The sequence below is a fragment of the Syntrophomonas zehnderi OL-4 genome, from assembly GCF_000983115.1.
Taxonomy (GTDB): domain Bacteria; phylum Bacillota; class Syntrophomonadia; order Syntrophomonadales; family Syntrophomonadaceae; genus Syntrophomonas_B; species Syntrophomonas_B zehnderi.
Genome location: NZ_CGIH01000051.1, coordinates 16,823 through 29,618 on the forward strand (window position 1 = coordinate 16,823; position 12,796 = coordinate 29,618).

The window sequence follows — 12,796 nt, forward strand, 5'->3', positions numbered from 1 at the left end:
TTTTTATTGAAGTCTTAGGGGAATGATTCATACAGTGCTTTGCCAGCACTGAGCTTTCATGTATACTATACTAGATGATTTTATTAGGAAAGAAAAATGATTTATAAGACTGCGGCCAACCGACCATTAACCGGCTTGATTGTAACCGCAAATTTGAATTTATTATGAAACTTTGCCCACCTTAGAATTAAAATATCTCTGGACAGGAAGTTAGAAATTTATTTGTCTTTATAAAATTGAAATTCTACCAAATTTTTATTTATTGTTTAAGGAAGAATATAATGGACATATTTTTAGGTTTAAATCTTTGGGATATCTTTATGAATCTGGATGTATACCTTAGCAATCTGATTAACAACTATGGATCAATTGCCTTTCTGATCATCTTTCTGATCGTTTTTTGCGAGACCGGTCTGGTGGTAACACCTTTCCTACCGGGTGATTCCATGATTTTCATTCTCGGTGCATTGGGAGCCAGCGGCCAGATAAATCTGCTGGGCATAGGCAGTGTTATAATAGCAGCCGCTATTCTGGGCAATATGCTCAATTATCAGATTGGCCGTTTTGTGGGCCCCAGGGTCTTTGAAAGGGAAAACAATCGTTTTTTCAAACAGGAACATCTTTTGCGAACCCATGCTTTCTTTGAAAAACACGGCGGCAAAACGATTGTCCTGGCTCGTTTTATACCTATTATCCGCACTTTTGCCCCATTTGTTGCAGGTATCGGCCAAATGGAATACGGCCGTTTTTCCATGTACAATATTATCGGCAGTGTTTCCTGGGTATTGGCCTGTTTGGCAGCCGGTTACCTGTTTGGCAATATACCGGTTGTCGAGAAGAATTTTACCCTTATTATTGTGGCGATAATAATTATATCCCTTGTCCCCGCCATAGTGATCACCTTGCGCCAGAAAACTGTCACTCAAAATCAAACCTCTGACTAAGGATAAAAAAACGGCGTAGTACCTGCTAATTTGGTCTTTATTTATTTCTCTCCCATGATGTTACGGAATTTTGTGGGGGATATCCCGGTATTTTTTTTAAAAACGGTATGAAAATAACTGGGGTTTTTAAAGCCGGATTCAAACGAGATGGATTTGATATTCTCCTGCGAGTTTTCCAAAACACTTTTGGCATTTTCCATGCGCAATTTCGTAAGATAAGTGCTGAAATTAATACCAAGTTCCTTTTTGAAGGTTCGACTTAGATAGGATGGATTGACATGAACGGCTGCTGCCACCTCTCTAAGAGTAACGGCCTGACGAAAATTACTCTGCAAAAATATTACCGCATTTCTAACACATTCAGAGAGTCCGCTGTATTCATCTTTATTAACCATACCCATAAATAAAGTCAGCATATTACATGACCACTTAATAAAATCCTGCGGGCCGTCCAATTTGCCCAGCATGGTCATAAGCTGCAGTTTTCTCTCTGATACCAGCACGGGATCAGCACCCTGAAAGATCAAAGCTCGGGATATAGTAATTAGCAATTCCAAATAAAAAGCCAGATAAACATCCTTTAAGTCTTGCGGATTTTTGCTTTGAAATACCTGGTTAACCTTATCCAAAGCCTTTAATGCCGCATTCATGTTGCCTTTTTTTATCTGCACCAAAAGTTCCGATTCCTCACTGAAAGGATAAACGGTTTCATTTTCATGGTAAGTGGCTAAATCGCTGTAGAATATAATAGGATTATCGGTAAGTAAATACGATTTTTGCGCCTGGCAGGCTTCTTCGAAGGAACGATATAATAATGAAGGTTGATTATAGATGTTACCGATACCTATAGATGCCTGAAGTTCGAAATCTTTTTCTAAAACACTTATGACTTTTTGAGCAACTAAAAGTAGTTCTTGCTTAAAGTCAACATCTTCTAAATTATTTAAAGGCAGTAAAAAAACCATCCGCTCATAATACCAAGTAATAACGACAGCCCCCTGCCAATATTTAACAATCTGGCGCAAATCTGATAAAATGATCTTCATCTTCAAATGCTTCGTCACATCAAAATCTCTGGTCTGGTTATAAATAAATCCCGCCGTCATCACGACTTGTGGAAAATGGCGCAGGTTTAACCACTCCCATTTTTTCAGCAGAACCTTATCATCATTCATGTGCCCGGTTAGTATTTCATTTATTAAAGCAAAATACGCATGGGAAAGCGATGGTTCAAAGTATTTTTTCTGGTTGTCTAAACCTGCGCCCATTTCCACACCCCTTTTGGAACCGGCACTCAATCTGTCAGATAGCCGAAAAAACTTCACCAGGCAGTGATGTTATTTTTCCTTTTTTCTTTCTTTATTGAGTGCCGGGCAGTAAAATCAATTTCTGGCACTGATTACATCTAAAAGCTCCGCCATGGGCCGGCCCGGACTGATGATACTAACCTTCCCATCGGCTTCAATTAATCTAATAATCAACCCGCTGTTATATTGGCCCTCAGGCTCCGCCCTCTTGGCTAACTGGCGTATCATCAAAACCGGATCAATACATTCGGGTGCAATTACCCCGGTTTGTTTGATCTGCCCTGAACCCAACAAGATTGCGGCCGCGGCTGCTGGAAGACCGGTAGCCTCTCCCATCGATTCTGAACTCATCCGCATTAATTCATATTGTCTGGTTTCCCCATTCTTTTTTCCTTTTACCGATATGTATAATCCTCCTACCCCAATGGGATCACCCGATTGCATAACCTGTGGATTTTGCAATAGGTAGGCTACCGTAAAATTCGCCGGTGAAATTAACTGACCACCGACTGTAATAGGTTCTTCTCTCCACAGTTCTAAATCAACTAAGTTTCTAACCAACCGAGAATATGATAGGACACAGCCTTTATTCGTTACTGTTTTGGCCCCTTTTATAAAGCGGGGGATGGTTATCGGCTCTGGATGGCCGATGTCATGGAAAGTTACCTCACCCAGAGGCTCCGGAAACGTTGCAGTAAGAGCACCGGCCTCTACCATAGGTTTGATCTGGCACCACTCATAATTTTGGTAAGAAGGGACGGTTCCACCGATGGCATGCAGCAGGTGGTACAATACCGCAGCACCTTCTTTCGCATCCTCCCCGGTATCGGTATCACCAGTTGCCCAACAGGTATGTATCTCCTCCACCTGATCCAGCCAGTCGGCTCCTATCCTGGCAAACATATTTGAAATCCCGGGAGAAGCGCCCATACCAATCAGTATGGTGACCCCCGCCTTTTGGGCCGCCTCATCATATTCAAGCAGTTTTTCGGTTGCATCATAATCATCACAGACATCCACATAATTAACACCGCATTCTATGGCGGCTTCGACTACGTAATGACCCAACTTGTAAAATGGCCCGGCAAAGTTCATGACTACCGTTGCCTTTTTTACCGCTGCCACCAAGGCAGGCTTATCCATAACATCTAATTGTAAGGCGCTTACTTTAGGATTAGCGAGGCGCTCTTTTAATTCCACAGCTGCCTGGTAGTTATAATCTGCTATTATTATTTCCTGACATTCAGGTTGTCCGGCCAGGTGTTCAACAGCGACCGAACCCATCTCACCGGCTCCGCCGATTGCTAAAATACGCATATATCCATCTCCTTTTCATTCCAAAAAACTTCTGCGTTCTATTAGAGAACCTCTTTTTGAGCTTAAGCCATAGCTTTTTCCCAATAGGGCAGACTTTCAAAGCGATATGGTTTTGGCTATTTCGCGCCTTAGTATCCTGCCCAGTTCATTTTTGGGCAGACTGTCACAGAATACTATCCGGACAGGGACTTTATAATCCGGTAAACTTTTCCGGCAAAAAGCCTTAATACTATTTTTATTTGCTTTAGCGCCTTTTTTTAAGACGATAAATGCACCGACCTGTTCTCCATACTCTGGCTCGGGGATCCCCATCACCCCTACCTCCCGGATATCAGGATGACTGAGTAGAACCTCCTCCACTTCGCTGGGATAAATAGTAATACCGGCCCGCTTGATTAAATCCTGTTTCCTTTCGATGAGAAAAATATCGCCGTCCTCATCCATATAGCCGATATCACCGGTATATAACCAACCGTCTTTGATAACCTCGGCAGTTTTGGCCTCATTTTTATAGTAGCCCTGCATCACATTAGCGCCTTTGATGATGAACTCACCCACATGACCCGGTGGAAGCATCCTGCCTATATCGTCCACTACCCGGACTTCCGAACCTGAAACCGGCTGTCCGACTGAACCAGGCTTTATAAGGCGATCATGGCGTTGCAGGCTGTAACCGGATACCGTTTCGGTTAGTCCATACCCTTCAATTATGTTTGAGTTAAACCTTTTTTCGAACGCACCGCGTACACTTCCAGGCAGCGGGGCTGCGCCACAAAGCCAGCGCGTAACCGAACTAACATTATATTTTTCCACATCAGGGTAAGAGGCTAAAGCGGCGTACATACTGGGTACACCTCCAAATACCGTGATGTCGTAAGTTTGAATGTAGCAAAGGATTTGTTTCAGATTAAAATTGGGCAAGAGAAAAATACTTCCTCCTGCCAGAAAAGCTACTGCTATCGTACATAAACCATAAACGTGGGAAAGCGGCAAAACCACCAGAAGATTCACCTTGTCAATAAGCCGGTTGCCGCTGCTGTCAAAAAATCCCATCCCGCGTATGTCTGAATGCCCCTGCATATACAGGTTGAAATGACTTAAAACTACTCCCTTGGGCGGCCCGGTTGTGCCTGAAGTGTATATAATGGCCGCAGCGGCATCATCCGGGCGATCAGTCATTAAAAGCGTGTCCTCAGGCACATAGCAATCCTCTATAGATATGTTTTCTTCATTGGCGACATCCCCTACAACTATAACCTGAGGTTTAAGACACGCCAGATCCAGGGCTTGGCTGACAGTTGCTGACAACCGGGCCGAAGTAATTACCGCGCCCGGTTCACAATCACTTATAATATGGGCCAGATCCTCTGCGCTCATCTGCGGGTTAACCGGAACGACTATCGCTCCAATCCGCAGAATGGCATAGTAGCTTATTACAACTTCCGGCATATTATCAAGGAATACGATAACCCGCTCATCTTTTTTCAGGCCTCTTTCCTGCAAACCATATCCCAGATAGTTGGATTTTTTATCTACATAGATATTGCTGTATCCCTGCCCGTTGAAGCAAAGGAATGTATACTCACCGTATTTTTCCAAATTATCCAGCGCCAGGTGGACAACGTTCATTTAAATCTCCTTATTCCATAAATCGTCCCATATTTTTTTATTATAGAATCGACCGGCCCGATTAAGGTCGCCATTAATGGTTTCCATAAGGAAAAGTTTGTCATATCCTTCAGTGGCCTGACTGAGCTTGTGCATGTATTGCAGCGGATCCAGGCATTCGGGGGCGATAACCCCTTTGGTTTTGGCGGAACCGTTCAGCATCATCTCAACTGCCACAGCCGCCGACATACCTGTAAAGGTCTCCATTTCGCCATAATCCGCCAGGAAGTAGGTGTGGTTTATATCCTGGTTGTTTTTTTTCCCAATAACTTCAACGCACATAGCCATTTTAGAGGGCTCGGTATCAGGCGGGGAGGTCTGCTTCGCAATGTTGAAAAGGACTTCAAAGAAATCTAAAGGTGCAACCATCAAATCTCTAAAAGGAACCTTTTGTTCACTGGTAAAACCTGAAGCAACCAATACCCTGAACATGTTATTCTTATCTTCGGGCCAGATTGCCCCGCGGTTGGTGACGGTTTTTACCCCGGGTATAAATCTGGACAAGGTGACGGGCTCTGGATGGCCGATTTGAAATACCTCACATGCTCCTAAAGGTTGCGGAAAATTAACTATACGTGCGCCGTCCGGCTGGCCTGGCATTATATATTTAGTTTTTCCGTTCTCAAAGGTTGGGATCTCATTGCCCATTACATGAAACAGATGCACCAACGCCCCGGTATAATTTGAATTGGCTTCACCTACGACCCAGGAAGTGTTTATCTCCTCAACCTGTCCCATATAGTCCGCGCTCAGACGCGACAAAACATTGGTTACACCAGGGGAAGCCCCTGTGGCAATAAGGGCAGTTATACCTGCCTGGGCAGCCTGCTCGTTTAAATCCAGTAGTTGCTGAGTTGTATCAAAATCATCAACAATGTCGACGTAATCTACACGGCTTTTAATAGCTGCCTCTAGCACAGTCGTACCAAAATGGTAATATGGCCCGACCAGATTCAAAATCAGATCCTGACCAGTCAGTGCCTCCGCTAAGAGCTGCGGATTTCGAACATCCAGTTTGAAAGGTTTACATTTAGGCGACCCCTGTTCTTTTATTACATCAGCCAGTCTTTCCTCCGATAAATCACCTAACCTGATTTCGTCCACAATAGGAAGTGTACTAAGATATTTTATTACTGGTTGTGCCATCTGTCCCGCAGCACCGGTAATAAGTACTTTCAAAACAATCGCCTCCCCTATACATATTTGCTCGACAATCTTTCCCGGATTATGGCGGAAAAATGCAGTAAAGCTTCCCCTGGAAATGGCTAACTTTAACCGTATCACCAACCATGTCCCCTACAACTAAAGATTATCTGAATTCAGAATATGATAAGCGCAATTTAATGACAATGTGTAATATTTATAAAATATCAACTTTTAATTTAAATTTTTTTACCTTTACCATCGTCGCAATGCGATTTTAAATCAAACCAGCCAGCACAAAACAGCTATTATCAGCCATTTACTAGACAACAAACCCTAGCATTAATTTAAACGCGGCTTGGTAAAAAAAATGGATGGTAAAATAATAAATAACAACTAATATTACGGTTGCAATAGATGCCCAAGGCTATCCGCTATATTTCATCATTATAAATGATAATTCACCTTATCAAAAGTAAAAATATTTAATTCTCATAGCAAATATTCATAAATAAATAGCTTGACCCTCTAGCAGCTAGAGACTTTAACTTAATAGGAAACATATTAAATATCTAGGTAAGATCTAGGTAAGAGGCTTTTTTAGATTACACAGATTAACAGATAATTTAATCGCCTTTTGAATCAATATATTTCGTCATAGTATTATATTTAAATGATTAGTATCATAATCAGCTATATTTTGCATTAGTTTTTCAATTTTGTTATCACTTCTGTGAATCTGCCTAGGTCTTAACCACCAATTAAAGGAGGCAGTATAAATGAGTGCAGCAACTATGAAGGCTTTAGTCTACCAGGGACCTAACAATTTTAGTTTAATGGATGTTCCCATGCCGAAAATCTTAGCCCCAACCGATGTTATCGGTAAAGTAACCCTGGCTGCCGTCTGTAGCAGTGATATCCACATGGCCCAAGGAGATCTTCCCAATACCCCTACTCCAAGGATTATGGGCCACGAGTTTTGTATTGAAATAACTGAAGTTGGTTCTGACGTTAAGAAGTTCAAGGTTGGGGATAGATGTGTCGTAAAGCCAGGCGCACATTGCGAGGAGTGCTTAATGTGCCGAATGGGCCTCGTTGCTTTATGTGAAAACGGGGGCGTATTTGGAAGCAATGGCAAGCTGGAGGGTGGGCATGCCGAATATGTTAGAGTTCCTTGGGCTGATCAGGAAAATCAACTACATAAAATTCCCGAAGGAATGTCGGAAGAAGATATCATTTTGGCACCGGATATGCTGGCTACGGCCTGGTTCGGTATAGCCAACACTCAATTACAGCCCGGTCAGTCACTGGCGGTAATCGGCGTAGGACCGGTAGGATTATCGACCTGTCTCCTGGCCAAAAAGGTTTTTGGCGCCGGGAAGGTAATCGCCGTAGATATTGCCCAATACCGTTTGGATCTAGCTGTTAAGGAAGGCATTGCCGATTATGTTATCAACCCAGCCACTGACGATGTTGCTCAAAAATTCCTGGAAATAACCGGCGGGTTAGGGGTAGATGCAACTGTGGAAACTACCGGTCTGGAGACAACCATGGCCATGGCAGTTAGTGCTACCAGGCCGGGCGGGATTGTATCCACAGTAGCAATTTTCTCTGATATGTTGGTTAAGCTTCCTTTGGTGGAAATGATCGTTAAAAACCAGCAGCTCAAGATGGGCATTCAAGTCAACGATGGAGTCCCAGAAATGATTGACCTGATCAAACAAGGCAAGCTGGATACCAAATTCATGCTGACCCATAGAGCTCCATTAAACGATATTATTAATGGTTACGAGGTATTTGGCAAACAACAGGATGGCTGCATAAAATGGCTGGTAACTCCTTTTGAAAATTAATAATCATAGTATGTTATTGAGCTAGCTTGACTATTGTGCTAGAATTTTCTTTAACTTTAACGGATAACAATAGAATATTGCGACATTTCTTTTAATAAGGGTCATAATCTTTTTAACATCTGTGTGCAATCAGGGGTGATATGGTGCGATATTTAATCGGAGATTTTTCCCGGATATCCAAGCTAAGTATTACAACCCTTCGTTATTATCATGAATGCGGATTGCTTGAACCTGATTACATTGATACTGATTCAGGTTACCGTTACTATACTGACAGCAGCCTGGAAAAAGCTCAAATTATCAATGAACTAAAAGAAATGGATTTTTCCCTAAAAGAAATAAAAGATATACTTAGCAACTGCGAGGATGACTATGATCTGCTCGAAAGTATGGAAAAAAAATACCTGGCAATACAAGAGAAGGCTACTAAATATGAAAAAATAGCCAGAAAATTGGAATACCTTATCAAGATCAGCCGGGAAGCCAGAAGCCTTAATGCCGATAAAAACAACACGATAATTGCCAAAACAGTGGAGGAGACATTTGTGGCTTCAATCCGCTTCAAAGGTAATTATCACCAAGTATCGCCTTGTTTTGATTATCTTTATAAACATTGCGAACCTTATTCCTCCGGGATGCATTTTACCATGTATTATGATAAAGATTTCAGAGAAGACGATGCTGATATCGAATGCTGTGTTCCAATCAAAAAGCCGATCACAGGCAACGACATCAAAAATAAAACGGTTCAAGGCGGGAAGGTTTTAAGTATAATCCATAACGGTTCTTATGACTCACTTGATAATACCTATAAAGCACTAATCGACTATGCCAATTCTAATGACATTGATTTTTTATCCCCGGTCCGGGAGATCTATGTTAAAGGACGCTGGATGGTTTTGCCTCGCAAACCAGAACAATTTGTAACCGAAGTGCAGATGTATGTCCCCTAGTCTAAGCACCGGCTTTGGCATCTACCATAGCCGGTGTCTTTTTATGACAGTTTACAGACCATGAAGGGTTTAATACGGTTAGTCATTTTCGGATAATGGCGGGGCTGTGGGGTATGATCCCAGTACCCGAACGACTGCGGCTAATGCTGTCACCCCTGCTAAGGCCTGTTGCACTCTGTCTTCATGACGATGTCCCTCGATGTCAATAAAAAACAGATAGTCTCCCATTCGGGTTCGAGCCGGCCGAGATTCGATCCTGCATAGGTTAATATTCCGCTCATAAAATTCCCGTAATACCTTAAAAAGCGCTCCCGGCCTATCTAAAACATAAATTAACAAGGAAGTCTTGCAGCCAGGAACATAGCCGGCATCTTTCTTGCTTAAAACCACGAATCTGGTGGCATTGTTGAATTGATCCTGAATGTCCGCTGCCAGGATTTGCAGACCGTATGTTTCGGCAGCCGAGCGGGTGGCAATAGCAGCCCAGGTCTCCGCAGAGGTAGCCACCAACCGGGCAGCTTCTGCCGTACTGGGTACCTCCAAAAGGGGTACCCCTGTATAATGAGTATTCAAGTATTCTCGGCACTGGGCCAAAGCCTGAGAATGAGACAGTATGCAATCTATTTCCCGCTTTGAAACACCAGGATGGGTCAACAGGTTTTGCCGGATAGTAATGATAATCTCACCGGCTATATAAACGTTATGCTCTCCGGTCATCAGATCCAAGGTCTGATTCACAGCCCCTTCGTAGGTGTTTTCTATCGGTACGATACCGCTCTTCACGTCACCCTTTTCAACCGCCCCAAAAACTTCCCTTATGGAACGATATGGCATTAAATTTTCCTTCCCCTCCCCTTTATATCGGCGAGCTGCTTTCTCGCAGAAGGTTCCTGCCGGCCCTAGATAACCTATCGTATCAGACATATTCAAGTCCTCCTTGAATCTTGGGTATGCTTCTTTGTACGGCAGGTGCCAGAATCGTAAGTTGCCGCATCAAATTATTAAATCCCTCCGGAGTGAGCGATTGGGCACCATCTGAAACAGCTTTAGACGGTTGCGGGTGCATTTCCAAAATCAGACCATCTGCGCCTGCCGCTATTGCAGCCAGGGACATGGGGGCCACCAACTGTCTATCTCCGGTACCATGACTCGGATCAACAATAACAGGCAGATGGCTTAACCTTTTGACCACCGGTATTGCTGATAAATCAAGGGTATTGCGCGTATAGGTTTCAAAGGTGCGAATACCGCGTTCACAAAGGATAACCTGCTGATTTCCTTCTGACATAATGTATTCAGCTGCCATCAGCCACTCTTCAATGGTAGCGGACATTCCGCGCTTGAGCAGAACCGGTTTATCCGTTTGTCCAACCGCTTTCAAAAGCCGAAAATTTTGCATATTGCGGGCACCTATCTGCAGCATGTCAACGTAATTTAAGGAAAGGTTCAGACTGTGCTCATCAATCACCTCTGTAACCGTTGGCAAATTAACCGCGCGGGACGCTTCTTTGAGCATTTGCAACCCCTCTTTTTCCAAACCCTGGAAACTATATGGTGAAGTACGCGGTTTGAAGGCTCCCCCCCGAATCATATTAGCCCCAGCGTTTTTCGCGGCCAATGCAGCCGCCATGATTTGTTCACGATTTTCTACAGCACAGGGGCCGGCAACCACCACCAGTTCCTGACCGCCTATGCGCACATCCCCTACCTTTACTACGGAACTTTCGGCCTGAGCCTCCCGGCTCACTAATTTAAAAGGCTTCATTATTGGCACAATCTTTTCCACCCCTGGCATCTGGGCCAATTCTTTCAAGGCGTTGTTGTTTAAAGCATCACCTACCGCTCCTATGACGATTTTCTTCACGCCATGAATGACCTGATTTTTAAAATCCATTTCTTCCAGTCTCCGATTTACCGCCGCAATCTCCTCAACCGTTGCATCAATATTCATCACTATGACCATCTTATTAACCTCCTAAATAATAAAATAACCCATAGCTTTTGTCCCTGCAGGGACGAAAGCTATGGGTTCCGTGGTACCACCCTGTTTGACTCATATTAAATGAGTCCACTCAGCAGGTACGGGAAAACGCTTCCTTCATCCTAAATAAAAAAAGCTTTTCATCCTCAAGGGACGAAAAGCTTTCGCTTACCGCGTTACCACCCTAGTTGGCTTGCCAAGACAGCAAACCCGCTCGCAAAAAGGTGCGGGAACCATGTTCCGATACCTCCTTCCTGTTAACGTAGGAAGATTACGGCCGGGCCTACTTGCCTTTAATTAGGTTTCAGCTGGCAACTCGCGAGAGAACTTCGGTTAATCATGCTTTAAGGGTGCTTGCAGTCGATGACACCCTCTCCCTGTAAAACTGGGGTTAACGTACTTTGCTCGTTCATCGTTTTTAAATTTGAAATTACGGTTAAGTTTATCATACCCAAATAAAAAAGAAAAGTATTTTTTTAGATTAGGATAGCTTCTATCTGCGCGGGGTCTATTTCACCGACAATCTCACTGCGACCAATTGCAGCCGGCAAAACCAAAGTAATCTTACCGCCGGTATTTTTCTTATCCAAATGCATACGTGCGACAATCTCAGACGGTCTTATGTCACCGTAATGAAGAGGTAAACCATAGTTTTTTATTAAGTCTGTCACCCTTTTGGCATCCTGTTCATTTATCATGTCAGTTGCAGCTGCCAAGCGGGTAGCATAGACCATACCAATTGCAACTGCCTGACCGTGCGTGAATTTTTTATACTCGGTCAAGGCCTCAAAGGCATGTCCGAAGGTATGGCCGAGATTTAATAGTGCCCGCAGTCCTTTTTCCTTTTCATCCTGGGCTACGATTTCCGCTTTGATTTCACAGCAGCGAGAGATTATATGGATCAAACAGTCCATGTCTCGAGCTTTAATAGATTCAATATTTGTCTCCAGGTAATCAAACAACTTACTATCCCAGATAACACCATACTTAATAACTTCGGCCAAGCCGGTTTGATACTCCTTTTCAGCCAAAGTATTTAATAGATTCACATCTGCAAAAACCAGACTGGGCTGATAGAAAGCTCCCACCAGGTTTTTTCCCAGAGACAGATTAACCCCGGTCTTGCCCCCAACACTGCTATCCACCTGAGCCAATAATGAAGTAGGCAGCTGAATATAGCCGATCCCTCGCATAAAACTGGCGGCGGCAAAACCAGCGATATCCCCAACAACCCCTCCGCCTAGAGCAAATACCGTAGATTGTCGATCCAAACCTTTGCTGATCATTTGTTCATAGAGCCAACCTAATGTTTCCAGGTTCTTGCACGACTCACCCCCGGCTAGCACTGCCACTTCAATCTTTAAACCTGCAGACTGCAGGATTTCATAAAACTGCTCGCCGTAAAGACGAAAAACTATATCATCCGATACCAATATGCTGCGGCTGCCGCGGGGCACCCCAGCCAATAACCCCGCCAGGGAGGGCAAACATTCCTTGCCGATATGAATATTATAAGATTGCTCGCCCAGATCAACATTTATCACCCTGTTCATACAAACCTCCTTAAAACACCGACACCACATTTTATTTACGCGGATAATGCGGATGGCACAGTTTTTCACGGTTCTTT

General features: G+C 43.6%; 10 protein-coding genes and 1 other annotated feature. Of the genes, 3 read left to right on the forward strand and 7 right to left on the reverse strand.

Annotation, left to right across the window (positions count from 1 at the left end; all coding sequences use genetic code 11):
* Positions 1 to 281 precede the first annotated feature (281 nt).
* The gene (locus tag AAV90_RS13160) at positions 282 to 944 is read left to right on the forward strand and encodes a DedA family protein (RefSeq protein ID WP_046499963.1); all 663 of its coding nucleotides are present in this window, start codon (positions 282 to 284) and stop codon (positions 942 to 944) included.
* Positions 945 to 985: 41 nt separating this feature from the next.
* Here AAV90_RS13160 and AAV90_RS13165 read toward each other — a convergent pair whose 3' ends face one another.
* From AAV90_RS13165 to AAV90_RS13180, 4 genes are all read right to left on the reverse strand, one after another.
* Entirely contained in the window at positions 986 to 2,212 is a 1,227-nt protein-coding gene (locus tag AAV90_RS13165; RefSeq protein ID WP_046499965.1) for a helix-turn-helix domain-containing protein, read from the reverse strand.
* A gap of 114 nt (positions 2,213 to 2,326) precedes the next feature.
* The gene (locus AAV90_RS13170; protein ID WP_046499967.1) at positions 2,327 to 3,568 is read right to left on the reverse strand and encodes a saccharopine dehydrogenase family protein; all 1,242 of its coding nucleotides are present in this window, start codon (positions 3,566 to 3,568) and stop codon (positions 2,327 to 2,329) included.
* A 96-nt stretch (positions 3,569 to 3,664) separates the two neighbouring features.
* Positions 3,665 to 5,197, reverse strand: a complete 1,533-nt coding sequence (locus tag AAV90_RS13175; protein ID WP_046499970.1) for a class I adenylate-forming enzyme family protein — start codon at positions 5,195 to 5,197, stop codon at positions 3,665 to 3,667.
* Positions 5,198 to 6,415, reverse strand: coding sequence for a saccharopine dehydrogenase family protein (locus tag AAV90_RS13180; protein ID WP_157609585.1), 1,218 nt, complete (start codon positions 6,413 to 6,415; stop codon positions 5,198 to 5,200).
* A 743-nt stretch (positions 6,416 to 7,158) separates the two neighbouring features.
* On the opposite strand from AAV90_RS13180, the gene AAV90_RS13185 reads away from it, so the two are divergent.
* Both AAV90_RS13185 and AAV90_RS13190 read left to right on the forward strand, forming a co-directional pair.
* Entirely contained in the window at positions 7,159 to 8,232 is a 1,074-nt protein-coding gene (locus tag AAV90_RS13185; RefSeq protein ID WP_046499974.1) for an alcohol dehydrogenase catalytic domain-containing protein, read from the forward strand.
* A gap of 140 nt (positions 8,233 to 8,372) precedes the next feature.
* A complete protein-coding gene (locus AAV90_RS13190) occupies positions 8,373 to 9,185 on the forward strand; it encodes a MerR family transcriptional regulator (protein WP_084691612.1) in 813 nt (270 codons plus the stop codon).
* 78 nt (positions 9,186 to 9,263) lie between these two features.
* Here AAV90_RS13190 and pheA read toward each other — a convergent pair whose 3' ends face one another.
* From pheA to aroB, 3 genes are all read right to left on the reverse strand, one after another.
* Positions 9,264 to 10,109 (reverse strand): prephenate dehydratase, encoded by an 846-nt coding sequence (pheA, locus tag AAV90_RS13195; protein ID WP_046499978.1) that lies wholly within the window; start codon positions 10,107 to 10,109, stop codon positions 9,264 to 9,266.
* On the reverse strand, positions 10,102 to 11,148 hold the full coding sequence (gene aroF / locus AAV90_RS13200) for a 3-deoxy-7-phosphoheptulonate synthase (protein ID WP_046499981.1): 1,047 nt from the start codon (positions 11,146 to 11,148) through the stop codon (positions 10,102 to 10,104). Before aroF ends, pheA begins: the two co-directional genes overlap by 8 nt.
* 164 nt (positions 11,149 to 11,312) lie before the next feature.
* Positions 11,313 to 11,588: a binding site (T-box leader), on the reverse strand.
* A 54-nt stretch (positions 11,589 to 11,642) separates the two neighbouring features.
* Positions 11,643 to 12,719, reverse strand: a complete 1,077-nt coding sequence (aroB, locus tag AAV90_RS13205) for a 3-dehydroquinate synthase (RefSeq protein WP_046499983.1) — start codon at positions 12,717 to 12,719, stop codon at positions 11,643 to 11,645.
* Positions 12,720 to 12,796: the final 77 nt, after the last annotated feature.